Annotated in this window: 17 protein-coding genes; 6 read left to right on the forward strand and 11 right to left on the reverse strand. The window is 47.2% G+C overall.

What is annotated here, in order from left to right; translation table 11 throughout:
- Positions 1 to 130 precede the first annotated feature (130 nt).
- Entirely contained in the window at positions 131 to 2254 is a 2124-nt protein-coding gene (locus GV64_RS18510; protein ID WP_020581263.1) for a ubiquitin family protein, read from the reverse strand.
- Positions 2255 to 2479: 225 nt separating this feature from the next.
- Complete coding sequence (locus GV64_RS18515; protein WP_020581264.1) at positions 2480 to 3910, reverse strand: NAD-dependent succinate-semialdehyde dehydrogenase; 1431 nt, start codon at positions 3908 to 3910, stop codon at positions 2480 to 2482.
- A gap of 224 nt (positions 3911 to 4134) precedes the next feature.
- Here GV64_RS18515 and GV64_RS18520 point away from each other — a divergent pair, with 224 nt between their 5' ends.
- Positions 4135 to 5226 carry an AraC family transcriptional regulator gene (locus GV64_RS18520; RefSeq protein ID WP_020581265.1) on the forward strand — a complete coding sequence of 364 codons (1092 nt, stop codon included), beginning with the start codon at positions 4135 to 4137 and terminating at the stop codon, positions 5224 to 5226.
- A 61-nt stretch (positions 5227 to 5287) separates the two neighbouring features.
- Here the strand turns inward: GV64_RS18520 and GV64_RS18525 are convergent, their stop codons facing one another.
- The 8 genes from GV64_RS18525 to GV64_RS18560 form a co-directional block, all read right to left on the reverse strand.
- Positions 5288 to 6463, reverse strand: coding sequence for an acyl-CoA dehydrogenase family protein (locus tag GV64_RS18525; protein WP_236632970.1), 1176 nt, complete (start codon positions 6461 to 6463; stop codon positions 5288 to 5290).
- Positions 6464 to 6543: 80 nt separating this feature from the next.
- Complete coding sequence (locus GV64_RS18530) at positions 6544 to 7932, reverse strand: DUF1329 domain-containing protein (RefSeq protein ID WP_236632971.1); 1389 nt, start codon at positions 7930 to 7932, stop codon at positions 6544 to 6546.
- Between the two features lie 74 nt (positions 7933 to 8006).
- Positions 8007 to 9584 (reverse strand): DUF1302 domain-containing protein, encoded by a 1578-nt coding sequence (locus GV64_RS18535; protein ID WP_026258069.1) that lies wholly within the window; start codon positions 9582 to 9584, stop codon positions 8007 to 8009.
- A gap of 312 nt (positions 9585 to 9896) precedes the next feature.
- Positions 9897 to 11036, reverse strand: coding sequence for an acyl-CoA dehydrogenase family protein (locus GV64_RS18540; RefSeq protein ID WP_020581269.1), 1140 nt, complete (start codon positions 11034 to 11036; stop codon positions 9897 to 9899).
- Between the two features lie 3 nt (positions 11037 to 11039).
- Positions 11040 to 12239, reverse strand: a complete 1200-nt coding sequence (locus tag GV64_RS18545; RefSeq protein WP_020581270.1) for an acyl-CoA dehydrogenase family protein — start codon at positions 12237 to 12239, stop codon at positions 11040 to 11042.
- Between the two features lie 274 nt (positions 12240 to 12513).
- Positions 12514 to 13203 (reverse strand): PaaI family thioesterase, encoded by a 690-nt coding sequence (locus tag GV64_RS23975; RefSeq protein ID WP_020581271.1) that lies wholly within the window; start codon positions 13201 to 13203, stop codon positions 12514 to 12516.
- Between the two features lie 66 nt (positions 13204 to 13269).
- Positions 13270 to 14187, reverse strand: coding sequence for an SDR family NAD(P)-dependent oxidoreductase (locus GV64_RS18555; protein WP_020581272.1), 918 nt, complete (start codon positions 14185 to 14187; stop codon positions 13270 to 13272).
- A 114-nt stretch (positions 14188 to 14301) separates the two neighbouring features.
- Positions 14302 to 15477 carry a steroid 3-ketoacyl-CoA thiolase gene (locus GV64_RS18560; protein WP_020581273.1) on the reverse strand — a complete coding sequence of 392 codons (1176 nt, stop codon included), beginning with the start codon at positions 15475 to 15477 and terminating at the stop codon, positions 14302 to 14304.
- Positions 15478 to 15668: 191 nt separating this feature from the next.
- Here GV64_RS18560 and GV64_RS18565 point away from each other — a divergent pair, with 191 nt between their 5' ends.
- The 5 genes from GV64_RS18565 to GV64_RS18585 all read left to right on the forward strand — a co-directional run bounded on the left by GV64_RS18565 (position 15669) and on the right by GV64_RS18585 (position 18991).
- Positions 15669 to 16133 carry a MaoC family dehydratase gene (locus GV64_RS18565; protein WP_020581274.1) on the forward strand — a complete coding sequence of 155 codons (465 nt, stop codon included), beginning with the start codon at positions 15669 to 15671 and terminating at the stop codon, positions 16131 to 16133.
- Between the two features lie 54 nt (positions 16134 to 16187).
- Positions 16188 to 16481 (forward strand): hypothetical protein, encoded by a 294-nt coding sequence (locus tag GV64_RS18570; RefSeq protein ID WP_020581275.1) that lies wholly within the window; start codon positions 16188 to 16190, stop codon positions 16479 to 16481.
- A gap of 133 nt (positions 16482 to 16614) precedes the next feature.
- Entirely contained in the window at positions 16615 to 16989 is a 375-nt protein-coding gene (locus GV64_RS18575; RefSeq protein ID WP_020581276.1) for a SpoIIAA family protein, read from the forward strand.
- Positions 16990 to 17053: 64 nt separating this feature from the next.
- Entirely contained in the window at positions 17054 to 18217 is a 1164-nt protein-coding gene (locus tag GV64_RS18580) for a helix-turn-helix domain-containing protein (protein WP_020581277.1), read from the forward strand.
- A gap of 357 nt (positions 18218 to 18574) precedes the next feature.
- Complete coding sequence (locus GV64_RS18585; protein WP_020581279.1) at positions 18575 to 18991, forward strand: nuclear transport factor 2 family protein; 417 nt, start codon at positions 18575 to 18577, stop codon at positions 18989 to 18991.
- A gap of 16 nt (positions 18992 to 19007) precedes the next feature.
- On the opposite strand, the gene GV64_RS18590 is transcribed toward GV64_RS18585, so the two are convergent.
- Positions 19008 to 20033, reverse strand: a complete 1026-nt coding sequence (locus GV64_RS18590; protein WP_081622044.1) for an AraC family transcriptional regulator — start codon at positions 20031 to 20033, stop codon at positions 19008 to 19010.
- Between the last annotated feature and the right edge of the window lie 128 nt (positions 20034 to 20161).

The raw sequence follows: 20161 nt of genomic DNA on the forward strand, positions 1-20161 counted from the left end.
TATCTATTTGGTGATTTAGCCTGAATTTACTCGACACATACCAACTTATACCGGATATAGCTTCGCTATCAGGCTGCAAAGTAATAATAAAAAGAGGCTTCTATAAGATCTTGATCCTTATGAGAAATTATTATTCTCTTTCCTCAATTCTGACAACAAACCTGTTCGTCATCTGAAGCTCACTCAGGGGCAATAATGGTTCATCTAAGATCCGGCGATGACCAGGAGCGTCACCCACTACGAAAATAAAAGCACTGGGTGGATAGCCATTGATATGAGCAAAATCAAATATGCTCTGAACAGTATCACGAGGCCTGAAGCGGCGTGTTATTTTTTGACCACCTGTTGTTTGGAAGCGAATAGAAAAGATGCCATCATCACCTTCAGGCGGAGCATCCACTAATCTATTCTTTGCGGCAAGCTTAGCAGCCTCAGCCACCTCTTTAGCCAATCTGGCTTCTTGCTCACGAGCCCTTTTTTCTTGCTCCTGGGCTAATCGTTCCTTCTCAACATGCTCGACAAGCTCTCTAGCTAGTTTTAACACTATTTCTGGATCATGAGTTGGTCTGTAGAGCCTGTAAAACTCATCTCTTGATATTTTCCATCCAGAGATAAACTGCTGAATTGCTTCTTCAGGTATTTGCGAAACATTAATGCCACTTTTTGTGAAATCTTTTTCCTTCTCCTTCAACTTTTCCCTGACATTCTCATTATCAATATAAATTTGTTGATCGGCTTTACGACTCTTATTCTCATGCACTACATGCTCTAAAACAGTTCTGAGAGGCAGCTGAACAACTGGTATAGGAATGGCGGACGGAGTCACTGATGCTAGTTTCTGAATGGATGAATCCAAAATGGGCTGTGGGGTTCGTTGATTAGAAATATCTTGTTGTTGAATATTACTGCTGTCCAACCTCCGGTGAGTATATACCCCTGCATCGTCCTCCTCTGGTAGCTGAACAACTAACCCTGGAGCCGTTAACTGGGTCACTGGGAGCTGCTGTTGAGAATGATGTTGAGAATGGCTGTCGTGTAATGACTGGACAGTAGCCTCCCTTACATGATCCTCTTGTGGTAGCTGAACAACTAATTCTGGAGCAGCGAACTGGGTCATTGGGGGCTGCTGTTGAAATGATGCCAAGATTGCCTGCTGCATTTGTGAATTAGAAATATCAGGCTGTTGAGCATAGCTGTCGTGTAATGACTGGACAGAAGCCTCCCTTACACCATCCTCTTCTGGTAGCTGAACAACTAATTCTGGAGCAGCTAACTGATTAATATGCGGCTCCTGTTGAAATGATGCCAAGATTGCCTGTTGCATTTGTAGATCAGAAGTATCAGGCTGTTGAGCATGACAGTCGTGTAATAACTGGACAGAAGCCTCCCTTACACCACCCTCTTCTGGTAGCTGAACAAACAATTCTGGAACATCTACCGGAGCTCTCCGGCAACTCTGCTGAATTGAAGACAGAATTGCCTGTTGAATTTGTGGATGAAAAACATTCTGCTGACGAACATCGCTATCTTGTAACAATGGTTGATTAGCCAGATCCAGCGTTAAGTCTTCCTCTTCCTGCTGAACCAAGCAATGCTCATGGCTACAATCATCAAATACAGATTGTAACAACTCTTGATCCGATCGTTCTCCCCCCCGAGATCGGTTCTGTTCTACCAGATACTCTGAACGTGGATTTCGACATACATTGCTCTCCACCTGCTGTTCAGTCTCTCTAGGTAATGAAGCGATCCCAGCATTGAGGTTATCTTGATTTATTTCACCTGTTTTCTGCTGCGATGTTAAAGTCAATTGACTTCTTTGTTGAGCATTTTGATACTGAGACTGGTTCGATACCTGAACAGGGTCTGGAGATCCTGCAGGTCGGCTGGTTTGCTGACTCAGCCCACCCGTCCGCGTAGAAACCTTTTGATGAAGTGGTACTGAAGAAGGTTGATCAGAAACGGCTGTATTGACATGGTTGATCCCCATGTCAGCCGAAGCGTCAGCTTTTACATAGTCTGGATTGACTTTGGAATCAACGCTCTTACATTGCACTTCACGACTCGCAATAGGCGTTCCAGCAAATTTATTCCAAGCTGTAGAAATAATATAAAGCGTTGCTTTTACAGGAAGAATGCAAACACAGAATGCATTCCAAACAGCCCAGACAAGAAATTTCAGCTTTACTAAATTTTCAATACTCAGTTTGGGTGGTGCGTAAAAAGGGGGTAATGGAGATTCAATTCCAGCCATTGCACAGTCCAGATTTTATCATTATTGATTAAATTCTGACCAGAAAGTTAGATTTGAGTTCCATATATAAGGACTAAGGAGCCAGCACAGGTTGAAATGTGAAAGTATATGGTTGATAAAACCTCAAAATTCAGTTACTTGGCAGACAGTTAAAAGCTGAAAAGCCATTTAAATTAGAGCTAGAAGCATTCAGGCATTCTTGGAAAAAGAATGCCTGACCATTAATTAATGAATACCTCCAAAACACAGATATTTGGTTTCCAGGTACTCTTCTATACCTTCCTGCCCACCTTCTCGACCAAAGCCGGACTGTTTAACACCCCCAAAAGGTGCCAGTTCAGTGGAAATAATACCGTCATTAACCCCCACCATCCCGTATTCAAGTGCTTCTGCAACGTTCCAGATACGGTTAATATCTCGGCTGTAAAAATAAGCTGCCAATCCATAAATCGTATCATTAGCCTGTTTAATCAGCTCTTCATCGCTACTGAACCGAAGAATCGGAGCCACCGGGCCAAACAGTTCTTCCTGGATAAAGCTCATGGGCTGCTGAACACCGGTCAGAACCGTCGGCTCAACAAAGCAACCGTTCAGGGCTTTACCACCTGTTGCGACTGTTGCCCCTTGGTCTACAGCCAGATTAATTTTCTCAAGAATCCGCTCTTTTGCCAGTGCATCAATAACCGGACCAATCTGTACGCCTTCTTCCAAACCATTACCAACTTTTAGGCCTTTAACAGCCTCAATAAACTGGCTGACAAATTCATCATGAATGTCATCATGCACATAAAACCGGTTAGCACATACACAGGTCTGACCGGCATTTCGAAATTTGGAAGCAATAGCCCCCTGAACTGCCTGATCAATATCTGCATCATCAAAAACGATAAACGGAGCATTTCCGCCCAGTTCCATAGACGTGTTTTTAATGGTTTCAGCAGATTGGGCAACCAAATGACGTCCAACCCTGGTAGAACCAGTAAACGACAACTTTCTGATCGTTGGGTGCCGGGTAAATATATCCCCAACCTTTTCTGGAGAGTGGTGAACAACGACTTGAAGAACATCCTTTGGTATCCCAGCCTGCCAGGCAAGCTCAGCAACGGCATAGGCAGAAAGTGGGGTTTGGTTGGCTGGCTTTACAATAAAACTGCAACCTGCAGCCAGTGCGGGCGCAGCCTTACGGGTAATCATGGCAATGGGGAAATTCCATGGGGTGATCGCAGCCGCCACACCCACCGGCTGTTTGATGGTTACCAGTCGTCGATCCTGCGTATGTCCCGGGATAGTACTGCCATACGCCCGCTTTGCCTCTTCCGCAAACCATTGGATAAAAGATGCTCCATAGGCGACTTCGCCCTTGGACTCTGCCAGTGGTTTACCCTGTTCAAGAGTCATCAACCGGGCGAGATCATTTTGATTTTCCATGAGCAGCTCATACCAGCGGCAAAGAAAAACTGATCGCTCTTTTGCTGTCAGCCTTTTCCAGTCACCCTGCGCCTGACGGGACCTTTCAATAGCCTCCTCAACCTCAGCTTCTGACTGAACAGGAATATATCCGATCACAGCACCGTTAGCCGGATTATCAATAGCCAGCGCTGTATCCGCAGGCTCACATAGAACACTGAGCAATGATTTGTTATTAATTTTATCCATCAGCCAGCACCTCTCTATTTATACGACAATATACAACCACATAGATTTTTCACAATGTTTCACATAGTAAACCAAAGACTGGAACAAAGCAGTGACAAGTGTTGTGCTTTTACAGAGTTAAGTGTGCGTAAAGCAAAGCTATAGTTCTGGTTAACTGACTGATTTATCGCTAACATCTACCTCCAAAGCGCTGTATCCCAAACAATAACAAGCTGACCAGAACAATGACTGAATATCTGATGCCGGCAAAGTATGCCAAGCTATTACTGAAAGTGGCTCAGGAACAGGGTTATGACGTCAACCAGCTGATCAATGACGCGGGACTCTCTTTTAACCCGCTTGAATTACATACCGATGAGGAACTGGAAGTTCCCGCACTTACCTTCAGCAGGTTATACAGGAAAGTATCCGGTGCCATGCAGGACGAAGCATTCGGTCTGGGTACCACCTACAAAATGCCACCCGGAACTTTCCGGATGCTCTGTTATTGCATTATTCACTGTAGTTCATTACGAAAGGCTCTGGATAGAACCACTGAATTCACCGCCATGACCTATGGCATTCGAGGAATCACCATAAAACCAGAACCACCTTATAGAATTGCCCCAGATGGTAATGAAGCGACACTGGTATACTCCAGCGCCTCAAATAAATTCAATGCTGAAATGACTTCCGCAAAACAGCTGAGTGTTGTAAATAGCCTCTCGCTCTGGCATCGCTTCTGCAGCTGGCTGATCGGTAATAATATTGCGGTAAAACGGGTTAACCTGATGGGTTCCCCCAGCCTGAATCTGAGCGGCTACCGCTATTACTTTGACTGCCCGATTGAGTTCGACCAGCAGGAGAACTCAATCGTCATCAATGCCCAGATGCTGGATGCCCCACTGGTACATACGGAAGAGTCTCTGGAATCTTTTCTGGAAACCGCCCCTTACCAGTTATTTGTCATTAAAGACGAACAAGGCAGTGACAGCATTATTCCAAGAATCAGGGCCCTGATCGGCTATAATTTTACCCGCCGAATTCCCAGCTTTGATGAACTGGCTGAACTGCTGAATATCTCTTCAAGAACCTTACGGCGGCGACTTGAAAAAGAGGGTACCTCTTACCAGAAGGTAAAAGATGAGTGCCGCAGAGATGCTTCTATTGATTATCTCAGTCGCCCAAACCTAACCATTAACTCTGTAGCAGCACTGATGGGCTTTGATGAACCAAGTGCCTTCCACCGGTCATTTAAAAAGTGGACTGACATGACTCCAGGAGAGTTTCGGAAAAAGAACAATATTCAGATGGAAGAGATTGAAGAAGTTCCCTGACCGTCTGTTCTGAATAGTATTTGTAGCTCATAAAAAAAGCCGGCTTCCACCGGCTTTTTTATTAACGTGCAGCCCTTGCCATTCTTAAACCAAACATGGCAGCCAGCTCTCGCTGTACCTCATTAACCCCTCCACCGAAGGTATTAATCTGGCATTTGCGATAGCCTTCCTCAATTTCACCCTGAATAACAGCACCTTCGCTCCCAGAGCGAACCATACCCGGTGCACCAATAACATCCAGCAGAAGTCGGTAAACCTGAATCAGCGCTTCGGTACTGTATACCTTGATACCAGAAGCAAAGCCCGGACAAAGTTTGTTCTGCCCAAGTTCCCAGGCCATCCGGCTATTCATCACCTTCATAGCTTCCAGCAAACTGTAGGCTTCAGCCAGGTTATTCTGAACCCAGGGTTCATCAATCACCCGCTTGCCATTACCACGCACTTCCCGTGCCCAGTTCAGGACTTTCTGGAAGTGGCCCGTGCCATTGATACCAATAGCCGCCAGACCCACACGCTCATGGTTAAGCTGAGAAGTAATCAATTTCCAGCCACCGTTCAACTCACCAATAATCATTGAAGAAGGTACGCGTACATTCTCGTAATAGGTCATATTGGTGCGAACATCACCCACGGTATAGATCGGCGCTACACTGAAGCCCGGATCCTTACAGTCAACAATAAACAGCGTAATACCTTTGTGCTTTGGCGCATCTTTATCCGTTCTTGCCGCCAGCCAGATATAGTCAGCACCTTCTGCACTGCTGGTGTAGACCTTGGTGCCGTTGATGATGTAATCATCGCCATCTTTCACCGCCGTCGTGCCTAATGATGCCAGATCAGTACCGGCACCGGGCTCGGTATAACCAATGGCAAAATGAATTTCACCTTTAGCAATCTTTGGCAGGAAAAACTGCTTATGCTCTTCAGAACCGTGGTCGATCAGAGCAGGGCCTACCGTATTGAGCGTTACAAAAGGAATGGGAGCACCGGCCAGCTGCGCTTCTTCAAAGAAGACCAGCTGTTCAGCAGCAGAGCGCCCCTGACCACCGTACTCTTTTGGCCAACCGATGGCCAGCCAGCCATCCTCACCCATCTGCCGGATGACCCGCTTATAGGTTTCACCACTTTCATTACCGTGACATTCAGCCTTGACCTCTGGAGTAATCAACTCGGCAAAGTAGGTCCTTAATTCCTGGCGCAGCTTTTTCTGCTCGTCACTCTGATCCAAAAACATCATCAAGTCCTTTCATGTTGATTGCTTCAGAGGCTGCCGGGAAGGAGATACTTCCACAGCAACTTTCAAAGCCATTCACGCGATTAGCGCATTCCCAGCTTTCTCAGGTTATTAGGTGTGAAATACGACAGCTGCTTAACTTCGTGGTTCATCTTCGGAACCCCACCTTCTTCATTGAACAGGTTGGCAGCCATGTAATCCCTGGAAATCAGGTCATAATAGAGCTCTGTGCGCCCGCCAATGCCTGGGAGGTCATACATATTAATGGTATTAATATGTGTTGTTCTCCACAGCACATCACGATTGTCGTAGTGATCGGCATAAACGGTCTGCCAGCTGTCTTCGTCGATAAAGAGTTCACGGGTCTTATAGACGTGACGCTCATCATCTTTCAGCACTCCACGTACCACCCAGACGCGATGCAGCTCATAGCGCATATGTTCAGGATTGGCATGGCCCTGACCAAGAATGTCGTCATAGGACAACTCAGGGTTTTCAAAGTCATAGTTGTTGTAAGGAATATAAATTTCCTTCTTACCCAGCAGCTCCCAGTTATATTTATCTGGTGCACCATTGAAGCCCAGGAAGGCGTCAGTGGTCTGCATATTACCCAGTCCCTGCGGGCTATCGTAGTTGATGGTTGGCGCCCTTCTTACCCGACGGACACCCGGAATGTAGGACCAGGCAGCACGAGGCTTGAGTTTGGGGTTAATAAACTCATGAACCAGAACGCCCTTGCCTTTTTCACGAGTCGGCTTCAGCGTCTGGGTCAGCTGATAGATACGTGGATTAACGTCACCATTCACTCCAAAGGATTCCAGCGTGTGATTTTCTGCATCCTGAAATGGACTGTATCTGACGGTGTGCTGACGGCCATGAAGCCTTGAGCCATTTCGGTACACGACCATCTGCGAGTACTTACCATCCGAAGCATAAGAACCTGCACGTATCATCTGGTTCCAGAGCGCTTCGATGCCAGTTTTTGGAATTGGGAAAGGGAAGCCAACGAAAGCATTGGTTACACCATTACCACCCTCGATCAGCTCAGAGCGGGTCGCATTTTTAAACACCTCCTGTTCAGCCAGCGAGGAGTAACGGCCATCACGACGACTCGGGTAAACTTTCATTTCGAAAGTCTCAGGATAGCTCTTGAACATGGCCTGAGTGCCTGGAGTCAACTTGTCCTTATACTGGTCTACATTTTCGGCAGTGATGGTAAACAACACTTCATCATCTTTATAAGGGTTCGGGTAATAGCTACCAGTTCCGTTGTATTCTGCAGGGATCTGGAAGTTTGGATTCCAGGCTGGAATGGTGCCATCTTCATTCCCCGCTCTTTCAGCGCCAACAGGGGTTAAATCATTTTTCAGTCGTTCAGCTTCTTCGGGAGAAACCTTGGCCATTACCTGGACTGAAGCCAGAGTCAGGGCGGTCATTCCCACAGCCAGTAAGGATTTTTTTATTATCATCATTATTTCCTTGGCTTATACCTTGTTGATTAATGTGGTCAGGCTAATACCTGACCAGCTATTTTTTTATTGCTTAATCAGAAAGCGTATTTAACGTTGAAGGCCAGATAATCACGGTCGGTATATTGATTATCCTCGTAGTCTCCAAAATAAGCGGTATAAATAAGTGACGTTTCCAGATTCCCCTGATAAATCAGTTTACCACCCAGACTTAGACGATCCGTGTTTTCAGTATTGGTAAACTTACCACCGGCTGAATCACCCCGAAAATTTGCACTAAATTTAATAGGCACTTCAAAATTAGTACCTACCATAACGTTCGTATATTTAAGGGTGACAGAAGCGCCCAAACCAGAGCCCATTTTTTCACCGCTCATTTCATTATCTTTCAGGCCCTGAACCCGGTTAACGCCAACTTCACCACTGAACATAATATCGTCAGCAACCGGTGTTACACCAAAAGCATGCACAGCAGAAAGCTGAGCCTGTAAAATATCAGCTTTCATCGGTACAGAGTTTGGGTCACGAACGGCAGCGTCCTTCCTCATGGAAACTTCACCACCAATGTTGGTATTACCAACCAGAGTTCCAAAACTTGCGCCAATCATCTTAATGTCTTCGAAATATTCAAGATGGTAGCCAGTTGGAACGGTGAAAGGTCCCATCATGACAGTATCAAAAATCATTGATGGCTGTTTATCGTGATAATTGATGTAATAAAGGCCAAGATCCATTCCATTACCCAAGCCTTCAGCGAAGTAGTTTAATGCAACCCCCCACTGACCACTATCACGAGCGGCTATGTCATCATTCCTCTGAACCGAGCCAAGATTGGGAATAAAGAGGCTCTCTCCACCTTCATCCAAAATATCAGACAGACTGAAGAAACTACCTGCACCATTAATGTCTGTTTTTTCCCACTCCCACTGAGAGTATGCAGAAATACTCAGGTCGTTCGTCAAATCAAACTGAGCAAAGACTTGTCCAACAGGCAACAAGACATCTTTAACTTCAACCCCAGGCACGTTTGCCTTCGTTCCATCAGCCGGACTCATTGCACCGCTGATACCGGGGATAAATAAGCTCTCCCCCCAGCTAACCATCTGGCGCCCAACACGAAGATTCAAATTTCGGCCAGCAATATCAAAGTCGCCATAAACGAAAGCATCTAACAAGCGAGCATCTTTACCATTCTGATCTTTGGTTCCCTGAGTAAACTCGTTATGGGGAACTGAAACATTATTACTGGTGGTAGGAGAGTTATGGTCATTGGTATGAAAATAGACATCATCATAGAAAGCACTACCACGAATGAATGCCCCATAGTTTCGATAGCTTAGAGCTGCTTCAGAAATAATTGAGAGACGGTTATTAACCATCGCCCCTTTATTAAAATTCCGGTTTCCATCATCACCATTATTATTGGCCAGTGCTACTGCATCAGGATCTTCCATCCGCCATGCTGCTGCGTAACCAATATTGGTATCCCAATCTACAGTGATTTCATCGGTTGGCTGAAAAGAAAGCGCATACGCACCCGGCATGGCCATTGATGCAGCAATGGCTGCAGCCATAACAGACTTGCGTGGTAATTGAAAAAGAGGCGTTCGCTCTTTTGGTGAGAAACCAGGATTTTTTATTATTGTTTTTACCATCTCTACCCCCAGGAACAGCAACTGCAACCCAATTCTCACTATCAAAATGAAAACTGATGAATCCATCAGCAGGAATTCACAGTTAATGTTCTACCTTGTTGTTATTTTTTCTTGTTTGGCAGACTACTCGACAACAGTATATGGATGCTTGAAATCGCTCAATGACAAAAAACGGCCAAGAAAAATTAGCAAAATTCGCCACTTTTTATTTATTTAAAATCAATAAGTTAAGAATACAAAGAATAAAAAAACCGGCCCTTTTATAAAAGAAACCGGTTAAAAAAGAAGTCCATAAAGAATACGTTAAACTATTTAAAAACCCTCCAACCTGGCATACCGGTCATAATGAAAATGCGCATCTCCGAGTAACAATTGAGCAACTCGAGCCCGCTTCATGAAAAAGCCAATCTCCAGCTCGTCCGTCACACCGATCCCACCATGCAACTGAACTGCTTCATTGGTTACCAGCTCGGCCGTTTCCGATATTTTTGCTTTAGCCGCACTGATCAACGCGGGCGCTTTTTCCTTACCCGCCTCCAGTGCACTTAATGCATCCATCATCAGAGATTTGCAAAGCTGGATTTCGGTATACATATGAGCACAACGGTGTTGAAGCCCCTGAAAAGTACCAATCAACACACCAAACTGCTTACGCTCTTTTAAGTACTCAACGGTTCTTTCAAACGCTTCCTGCACACCACCAAACAGTTCCGCAGCCAAACAGATTCTGGCAACATCCAAAGCTCTATCCAGCGGAGCAAAGCCCTGACCCGCTTCGCCCAACAGAGCACTGTCAGACACTGCAACCTTATCAAAGGTAACACGGGCATAATTACGACTGTCAGCCAGGTGCGTTTTGCTGATCATTACCCCTTTAGCACCAGCATCCACCAGAAACAGGCTGATGCCATCATGGTCACCAGGCTGACCAGCGGTCCTGGCCACAACAATCAGCTGATCTGCTACATGAGCATCCATCACCAGGGTTTTGCTGCCACTGATGGTATAACCACCTTCATTTCTAACAGCAGTTGTAGAGATTGCCACCGGGTTATGACGAACGCCCTCTTCCAGTGCCAGACTGACCAACAGTTCACCTGACGCAATAGACGACAATAGTTCTTGCTTCTGGGTTTCATTGCCTGCCTGCAGGATTACGGAACCGGATAGAGCAACAGAAGACAGTAAAGGAGAAGGCAGCAGCGTACGACCAAACTCCTCCATGCAGGCGGCCAGGCCTTTTACGCCAAAGTCGAAACCACCGTAGGCTTCTGGAAAGATAATCCCCCCCCAGCCCAGTTCCACCATCTGCCCCCAGACGTCTCTGGAAAATCCAACCGAATCCTGGCTGTCTCGAAGTTTTCTGAGACTTTCAACCGGACTGTTGGCCTGTACAAACCCCCTGGCCGTGTCTTTCAGGGAACGTTGTTCTTCATTAAATACTAGAGACATGACTTACTTCCCCGCTGCATCTGGCAGCCCTAATACCCGCTTGGCAATGATATTCAACTGAATTTCAGAGGTGCCGCCCGCTATACTGTGGGTTTTTGAAGCTAACCAGTCCCTGGTCAACTGAAGCTCCGCATCACTGAACCCTTCACCAGACCAGCCCAAAGCCTGCTCACCGGCAATTTTCAAAATCAGTTCGTATTTGCGCTTCTCTTCTTCAGTACCCACATACTTCAAAATCATCGCCACACTCATATCGCCAACACCCTGGGCAAACTCATCAGCCATTCTCTGCTGAGTCTTATCCAGTGCCCGCTTCTGAATTTCATGCCTGACAACAGACTGACGAAAAACCGGATCCGCCAGCTTTCCATCCACAAGACCAATATGCTCAATCGCTGCAGAACGGGGAGTGGTTCCAGAAGTATTCGCAGAGGCTTCCATATCGGACATCATATTCCGTTCAAACTGAAGTACCCGCTTGGCAACCGTCCACCCTTTATTCTCAACACCCAGAGCGTTCTTCTTCGGAACACGGACATTGTCAAAGAAGGTCTGACAGAAATGAGTTTCACCGGTAATCAATTCAATCGGCTTGGCATCCACACCTTCACTGGCCATATCAAACAGCAGGAAAGTGATGCCTTCATGCTTCGGTGCATCCGGATCGGTACGAACCAGGCAGTAAATCCAGTCAGAATGATCCGCATAGGAGGTCCAGATCTTTGAACCATTGATGATGTAATCATCACCATCCGACTCAGCTTTACACTGCAAACCGGCCAGATCGGAACCGGCACCTGGCTCGGAATACCCCTGACACCAGCGGATCTCACCACGGGCGATTTTGGGAAGGTGCTCCCGCTTCTGCTCCTCAGTGCCAAATTCCAGAATCGCCGGACCAACCATCCAGATCCCCAGGTTGACCTGCGGTGCACGACAGTTGAGACGCGCCATCTCCTCTTTGAAGATGCGGGTCTCTTTTGCTGAGAAACCTGCACCACCATACTCTTCAGGCCAGTCAGGTACGCAGTACCCCTTCTCTACACAACGGTCAAACCAGAGTTTTGCATCTTCTGTTGGGAAACGAAGGTTACGACCACCCCAGATCTGCTCTTCCTGGGTAACCGGTGTACGCATTGACTCAGGACAGTTGTCGTTAAGCCAGTCACGTATCTCCTGGCGAAATGTGGTTAAATCGGACATGGACTGCCACCTGGATTCATTATTCTGTTTTTTATAAAAGTACCGACTAATGCGGTTTGCCAGGAGGCTGTCTGAGAATAGCGCCCGTAGCGAGGATGGCAGAAAATTGAGGATAAAAAATCCTTTTTGTGAGGTGAATAGTGGTTCTATTTGCCGAACAAAAAGGTTTTATTAGACCAATTATCTGCCACCGCACGACTGCATGGACGCAGGAGCTAGAGCAACGCAGGAGCAGTTGCCGTGCAGGGCAGTCTATTCTCGAACAGCCTCCTAGTTAACCCGCTACTCTGCGGTCAACCAGCTTCTGATAATTCTTTCTGAGTACCGTAACAAACAGGGCTTCTGCCTCAACCAGCACGTCATCCCCATTTTTCAGCACCGCTTTCATTGTCGACTTTCGCCCCCGGGTTTCTACCACCCAGGCTTCATAGCGCAGCTCAGTATGCAGAGGTGTTGGTTTCACGTAGCGCAGAGTCAGACTGGCCGTCATACTGGGCAGCTCTTTCTGATGTTGAACAACACCAAACAGCTCATCAAAGAGTGCCGCGATAAAGCCTCCGTGAACCAGACCGGGACCACCTTCAAACGCTTTGCCATAACAGACTCTGGCAGACACCCGATCCCCGGAACCCGAAGACTCCGTAAAATAAGTCACTTCCGGCGCAACGGCATTACAGCAGCCACTCACCGGGGTATACAGCCCCTGAAGCGTCTTTGCGTTATACCCCAGTTCAGCAGATTCTTCATCATCGCTCGGCGCAAAAACGGCTTGATAAGTACGTTCTGAAAACCCGGACAACCGGTTATGAATAGATGCCAGCTGATGACTGGCATCAGCCATTGCTTCTTCGGAAAGATCACTGCTGACCAGTTGCTCATTAATCGAACGAAGCAACTGAACCAGTTCCTGCTTTTTCTGATGAGAGCCAGTGTTCTCTTTCTCCCCGAGTGCATGTGTTTGCATGATTATTCTCTCAGGCAGTACCGGCCTTTTTAACGGTTGATAAGAAGGCCGGTAAGAAAACGACAATTACTGTGGAATCACACTGAACCCATCACGAACGGGTACTTTATTGGCAAAGTACTCACCCAGTGATTTATTGAGAGACTCTTGAGTCCAGGCCTCTGGGCTGTTGAACTGTGCCGCCTCTTTCGGACTGTCAACAACCACTACCTGCTTACCCCATACCACAAATACCTGTCCGGAAACGTTACCCGCCTCTGGTGATGCAAGATAGGTGACGAGAGGACTGACGTTTTCCGGAGCAAACGTATCAAAACCGGACTCCGGCTTGGCAAACATGCTGGCGGTTACGCCCTGATTGGTCATATCCGTCCGCGCTCTCGGGCAGATAACATTAGCTGTCACCCCATAGTTGTACATCACCTGAGCAGCCCCCATGGTCATGGCAACAATGCCTGCCTTTGCCGCTGCGTAGTTAGGCTGTCCGGCCGAACCAAACAGAAATGCTTCTGAAGAAGTACTGACCAGCCTGCCATAAACAGGGGCTCCATCCGCCTTACATTTTTCACGCCAGTACTTGGTCGCATGACGCATGTTGACAAAGTGTCCTTTCAGGTGGACACGAACTACCGTATCAAACTCATCTTCTGTCATGTTGAAGATCAGTCGATCTCGACAGAAACCGGCGTTGTTGACCAGGATATTGACATCACCCCAGGTATCCAGCGCCTTTTTGAACAGCTGCTCAGAATCATTCCAGTCGGCGCAGTCACCAAAGAAGGCAAACGCCTCACCACCAAAGCCTTTGATCTCTTCAACTACGGACATTGCAGCAGCTTCAGCATCCGGATTACCACCCAAATCATTAATAACAACCCGGGCACCTTCTCTGGCCAGATTCAATGCTTCAGCACGTCCCAGACCACGACCGGCACCGGTAACAATGGCGACTTTTCCGTCCAGCTCTCCGTTACGAGAAGTCATAACTCTTTCCTATTCTTATAGTTTTTTTTCAACCACAAAGATCACAAAGGAAAACTATAAAAAAGTCTTTTCTTTGCGTGCTTCGTGCCCTTTGTGGTTCAACATCTTGTAAACCTAAAGACGCTCAATAATGGTGCCGGTACCCACTGATGCACCACAGCACATGGTGATCAACGCGGTATTCTTGTCAGTCCGCTCCAGTTCGTGAAGGGCTGAAACAATCAGACGGGTACCGGTACTGCCCACGGGGTGGCCAAGGGCAATCGCACCACCATTGACGTTTACTTTATCCATATCCGGCTCATATACCCGGGCCCAGGAAAGGACAACAGCGGCAAACGCTTCATTCACCTCAAACAGGTCAATATCACTGAGGCTCATGCCGCTTTTCTTTAACAATGCTTTTGTGGCATCCACTGGGCCATCCAGCAGATAATAAGGATCAGTACCCACCACAACATCGGTCAGAATCCGTGCTCTTGGCTTCAAACCTCTGGCCAGAGCTTCTTCTTTGCTCATCCACAAAATTGCAGCGGATCCATCAGAAATCTGGGAGGAGTTGCCCGGGGTGTGGATACCACCTTCAGCCACGGCTTTCAGGTTACCCAGGCTTTCCATCGTCGTATCACGGAAGCCCTGGTCTCGACTCACCTTTCTGGTTTCACCATTTGGCTTACCATCTTCACCAAAAGCCGGGGCATCGACAGAGAACACTTCACGATCAAAGTAGCCTGCTTCCCAGGCTGCTTTCGCCCGCTGCTGGGATCGAAGTGCAAATTCATCCGCTTCCTGCCGTGTAATTCCACGGTTGGCCGCGATTCGCTCAGCACTTGCAAACTGGTCTGGCGTGCTGTCCCAAGGCCAGTTCCTGGGTAAGAAGAAGCCTGGACCGTTATAGACATTCATACCCAGTCCAACGCGGCTCATGGCTTCAACACCACAGGCAACGCCTACATCAATAGACCCACCGCGAACCAGGGAGGAAATCAAATGGTTAGCCTGCTGGGCAGAGCCACACTGGGCATCAATCGTCGTGGCTCCCGCTCCCCAGGTATTGCCCATGGATAACCAGGCATTCCGGGTTATATTGCCAGCCTGCTCCCCGGCCTGGGTAACACACCCACCAATCAGCTGCTCAACGTCGTCATACTCAAGCCCTGCTTTTTCAACAACAGCCCGCATGGACAGAGCCAGCAACTCAGTAGCATGAAAACCATGAAGATCCCCGACGACAGGCTTACCTCGGGCAATGGGGGTACGTAGTGCTTCAACAATGACTGCTTCCGCCACGACAGACTCCTTGTTCTTGTTATTAGCGATTAGGTGAAAAGGTAGTGGATGGCAAGCAGCCGATAAATGGCAGAACCTGTCCAAGGTGCATGGGCAAAATCAGCCGCTACCGGGCTGAAAAAAAATCCGCTAGGATGCCAACTGAAGCGCAGTGGTGTGCGAAAAAAATAACATCAACAAAGAGAATAATAATGAAAAAGTACGACTTTAAAGATATCGACGCCATGCAGGCTGAAGTCACTGAAGCTTTCAGTGACTGGAGTGAACAGGTTACCGTTTCCCAGGAACTGATCAACCAGTTTGCCGAGCTTTCCGGCGATAGTTACTGGTTACATACCGATACCGAGAAGTGCGCCCAATACAGCCCGTTTAAAACCACCATTGCCCATGGATTTCTGACACTGGTTTTGCTGCCTAAAATGCAGACCCCACAAACCTTTGAAGTCACCGGCTTTAAAAACATGTTGAATGTTGGCTCTGACAAACTCCGGTTTACCGGTATCGTTCCTGCAAACAGTAAAATTCATTGCCGCAGCCGGGTTAAAGCCATTACGGGCAGTGCCAAAGGCACAACGGTCACGATGGAGCAACAGGTCCATGTGGTTGGTGAAGAGCGTCCAGCACTGGTTTATGAGATGATGTTCATGTATATGTGAGTTATCTTGAACAACGCTGAGTAGCTCTTATAAGGAGCGAACTGTCAAAACCCTATGGACAAACATCATTTTCTGGATGAAGTGGAAACAAGGCTGACCAGACTGTCGTCAGCCTCCAGACAAGGCTACCCTCCCTCCCCTTTGGAGCGCCACCGTCTCGAAGGCTTTATGGAAGCCGGTGTATTCCTTGGACTGGTGACACCGCAGGAGCTGATTGACCTCAAAGAGCGCACCTGCCGGGCCATTTTCGGAATGAGTGTGGCTGAAAGAAAAAAACAAAAGCAGGGTAGCTGGCCATTGGAAGACATCGACTACAGCCAATATGAAAAACCTCGCTGGAGTCGCTGAAAAAGCATCTTTTAGACGATGAAGTGAAGAAACACCGGAGTCACTGATTGAGATCATCAGTTGCGCCTATCCTGCTCCCTTCTTCTTTGTTAACGTAATTAGTAACTAACGCCAACAAGGAAGGGAGAACAACATGCTGACCATTACACCTCACTCCCACAATCGTATTGACCTTTCGCTCGATGGACAGCTTGATGCTGAACAGATGAGCAAGGCAATTGACCAGTTCGTTGAAAAAACAAAAAACATTAAACAGGGCACCATGCTCTATCGCATAGAAGCGCTTCATATGCCGACACTGGGTGCCATGGGCATTAAACTTTCCCAGCTGCCACGGGCATTCAGTGCATTTCGCCGTTTCAGCCGAATCGCCGTGCTTAGCGATACCCAGTGGGTTCGGAATGTCAGTGAGATAGAAGGCATGCTATTCCCCGGTATGGAAATCAAAGCATTTGCTCTCTCTGAACAGGCAGTTGCAGAACAATGGCTGGATGCAATTTCCGACTGATTCCGCTACCCTGACGCCCAGATACACTAACGCTTTTTCATAATAAGTATAAAGGGTCACAGGCATGGATTGGTTATCCGCTGTTCAATTGTTTGTCCTGTCCCAGGGACTGTTGTTACTGGTCATCATTCTCGCAGTTCGCAGTGAGACCCCCAATGCCAATAAACTCCTCGCTATGTTTATCGGCATTAACACCATGGGTATTGCTCTCCATCTGGCGGTGAGAACCGAAGCAATCATTTACCAACCTTTCTATATCATCTATCTGTTGATGATTATGAAGGGCCCATTGATTTACCTGTATGTTCGCTCACTCACCGAACAACAGTTTGCCTTTGTCCGACAACTGCTTATACATACCCTCTGTCTTTTACCAGGATTACTGGCCTGGCTGGCCATCGCGCCAGAGCAGCCATTACCATCTGCCAGTCAAATATCTGAGGTTGATCATGCCATCGCTGTTTTCTACCTGCTGAACAGCCTGATATTGTTTGTTTATGGCGTGGCAGCCCTGCGCTTACTGCACTCCCACGAACACCGGCTGAAGAAAACCTTCTCCTCACTGGGTCCAATCACACTGGGCTGGCTCAAATGGCTGATTATTTACATCATCACGCTTCGTCTCACCTATATCGCCACAGGTTTACTGCTTAGCCTGGGACTCATTAACGAGCAACCTTCTTTTTTCCTTTTTCTGGACTTTGGCGTTATCTATCTCATTGCCATTGGCGGACTCAGACAGCCCAGAATTTTTACCGGAGAAGTTCAGAAAGTACTCGAGAGAGTCGAACAACCTTCTCTCACTGAAGAACACCCAACACAGACTAAATACGAACGATCCGCTCTTGATGATGACTCCATCAATCATATCTGGGGGAAATTACAGGCGTGCTTTGAACAGGACCTGACCTATATGCGTGAAGACCTCAATCTAAGCCAGCTTGCTGACCTGCTGGGCGTTACCTCGCACGAATTAAGTCAGGTAATCAACCTGAGGTCAGGAGGGAACTTCTATGAACTGGTCAACCGCTACCGAATCCATAAAGCTCAACAACTGCTTGAAGACCCTACGAACCAACACCGAAAGCTGCTCGATATTGCCCTGGAAGTTGGCTACAAAAGCCAGTCCACATTTTACAGCCAGTTCAGTAAACAATCAGGCACTACCCCCAGAAAATACCGCGAAAAGCACTGCCTGACAGATAACACTGGGTCATTAGCACGTTAGAAAAACAGCCTCTGAAAGGGGGGCTTATCAAAGATACTTTTAGAGGTTATACAATTTTCTGAATTGTCCAGAAAGCAGCTCTGCGATTAAATAGTAATCACATTTTTAATTCCCAGAGGGTCAGGTTTTTCCTGGCATCAGTCAAGATGACCATTACCACAACGACAACAGCCTCCTGCCTTATGCTGGCTTTACTTCTTTTCATTGTTGCCAGTGCAGTTATTGAAACCTCAATGTTAGTCCGTTTAGCAAAGCCACAGAAAGTTCAAATCGCTAGAAAAGGTACTCAATAGTAATACATTTGTACTGTAAAGCAGGGACTATCCTGTAGTGTTTACATGAACAGATAGCTCCTCTATGAAAACACCACTTGAAGTCACTCAAACCATCTATCAGCTTTTTTCTGAAGGAAATTTGGCTGGATTTATTGATCTCTGCCATGAAGACATACACTGGGTTGTCAATGGTCCGGCCGATTTGAAGAAGTGCCAGAGTTACCGAGGCAAACAGGGTGTTCAACAATTTCTGGATATCCTGGGAGAAACCTGGACATTCTCCTCCTTTAATCCCAAGGAGTTTATTGTTCAAGGCGACACCGTTGTTGCACTGGGCGAAGAGTCTGGTAAGGATATTTCCAGAGACCAACCTTTCTATAACCGCTGGGCTCATATCTTTACCATTGAAAATGGCCGGCTCGTCCAATTCAGAGAGTTTCTATGCTGCTGGTTTGGCGAAGAGAAAGCCCCGGATATGAACTGGTCAACAATGCATTAGTACCAGCAATAAGACCCTATATCGATATTGCTGTATTTTTACGAAAGGCTATGGGCGTTTCCCCCTGCCACCGCTTGAACGCTTTGGTGAAATTACTCTGATCAGAAAACCCCAGTAGCTGGGTAATTTCGCTCAAAGCCAGCTTATTCTGGCTTAAATACTTTTTCGCCATTTCATGGCGGACATCCAGCAGCACCTGACTGTAGTTGGTACCCAACTCATTCAGTTTGCGCCTCAACTGCCGGGAAGAGATATTCATCAGGCCGGCAATCACTTCCTGATTCGGTTCTCCGTAAGGCAATTGGGCAATGATATGAAAGCGGGTATTCAGCAGAACTTCATCACGTTCAGAGCGCTCCAGGTACTCAAGAACAATCTGTTCATTCAAATGAGCAATTTCCGGATTGGCACTTAACAGTGGCTTTGATAACAGGGCTGAATCAAACTCAAGCCGATTAATAGACTGGCCAAACATAACGGGAGCATTAAACATCTCCAGGTACGGCCCAACCTTCTCCGGCTCTGGCCTGACAAAATAGACACCTTTTGCCTTGAAATCCGGATCCATCAATTGGCGGATATTGTGTATTAATGCGGCAAAAAGCGCATCAATCCCCTCGAATGCCACCACCTCTCGATGCACTTCAGAGGTTATATACTCAAGGAAAATACTGCTGCCTTCCTGTGACAGTTTCAGCGCACTCATTTCATTGACGAAATGAAACATCTTACAAAGACGATCAAGTGCCTGCAGCAGATTATCACTGGAAGAAAACGCCGCATCCAGAGCGGGGTTCAGAGGAGGGCGAACCTTGGGAACTTCAAGACCAAAAGCGGGGTCACCGCTGGCATGAGCAGCCAGCCGCCAGAGATTGGCGAATTTGCGGGAGTCGTAACGCGCCCCGGGGTCGTACGACAATGATATATCCAGTCCAGCGGCATCAAACACGGCTTTACTGTCACAGCCATAATGCTCAAGCGTGATACTGATGGCACGTCCCAGTGTCGCGATGGTCGTCTCTTTTTTTATCATAGCGGACATAACGTGTTCTTCTTATCCATCCAGCCTCGGAGCCTCTGATCACCAAAAATCAGGCCGAACCAGACCAGAGATCCCAATTTCTGCTCACTATACTCGACCATGAATAGATAGTCATGGCTCATAAACCT

This window comes from Endozoicomonas elysicola (assembly GCF_000710775.1).
GTDB classification, from domain to species: Bacteria; Pseudomonadota; Gammaproteobacteria; order Pseudomonadales; family Endozoicomonadaceae; genus Endozoicomonas; species Endozoicomonas elysicola.

Bases quoted from the DNA above. Each gene is read 5' to 3' on its own strand.
- GV64_RS18510 (WP_020581263.1), bottom strand. From the start codon at position 2,254: ATGGCTGGAATTGAATCTCCATTACCCCCTTTTTACGCACCACCCAAA.
- GV64_RS18515 (WP_020581264.1), bottom strand. From the start codon at position 3,910: ATGGATAAAATTAATAACAAATCATTGCTCAGTGTTCTATGTGAGCCT.
- GV64_RS18520 (WP_020581265.1), top strand. From the start codon at position 4,135: ATGACTGAATATCTGATGCCGGCAAAGTATGCCAAGCTATTACTGAAA.
- GV64_RS18525 (WP_236632970.1), bottom strand. From the start codon at position 6,463: ATGATGTTTTTGGATCAGAGTGACGAGCAGAAAAAGCTGCGCCAGGAA.
- GV64_RS18530 (WP_236632971.1), bottom strand. From the start codon at position 7,932: ATGATGATAATAAAAAAATCCTTACTGGCTGTGGGAATGACCGCCCTG.
- GV64_RS18535 (WP_026258069.1), bottom strand. From the start codon at position 9,584: ATGGTAAAAACAATAATAAAAAATCCTGGTTTCTCACCAAAAGAGCGA.
- GV64_RS18540 (WP_020581269.1), bottom strand. From the start codon at position 11,036: ATGTCTCTAGTATTTAATGAAGAACAACGTTCCCTGAAAGACACGGCC.
- GV64_RS18545 (WP_020581270.1), bottom strand. From the start codon at position 12,239: ATGTCCGATTTAACCACATTTCGCCAGGAGATACGTGACTGGCTTAAC.
- GV64_RS23975 (WP_020581271.1), bottom strand. From the start codon at position 13,203: ATGCAAACACATGCACTCGGGGAGAAAGAGAACACTGGCTCTCATCAG.
- GV64_RS18555 (WP_020581272.1), bottom strand. From the start codon at position 14,187: ATGACTTCTCGTAACGGAGAGCTGGACGGAAAAGTCGCCATTGTTACC.
- GV64_RS18565 (WP_020581274.1), top strand. From the start codon at position 15,669: ATGAAAAAGTACGACTTTAAAGATATCGACGCCATGCAGGCTGAAGTC.
- GV64_RS18570 (WP_020581275.1), top strand. From the start codon at position 16,188: ATGGACAAACATCATTTTCTGGATGAAGTGGAAACAAGGCTGACCAGA.
- GV64_RS18575 (WP_020581276.1), top strand. From the start codon at position 16,615: ATGCTGACCATTACACCTCACTCCCACAATCGTATTGACCTTTCGCTC.
- GV64_RS18580 (WP_020581277.1), top strand. From the start codon at position 17,054: ATGGATTGGTTATCCGCTGTTCAATTGTTTGTCCTGTCCCAGGGACTG.
- GV64_RS18585 (WP_020581279.1), top strand. From the start codon at position 18,575: ATGAAAACACCACTTGAAGTCACTCAAACCATCTATCAGCTTTTTTCT.
- GV64_RS18590 (WP_081622044.1), bottom strand. From the start codon at position 20,033: ATGTCCGCTATGATAAAAAAAGAGACGACCATCGCGACACTGGGACGT.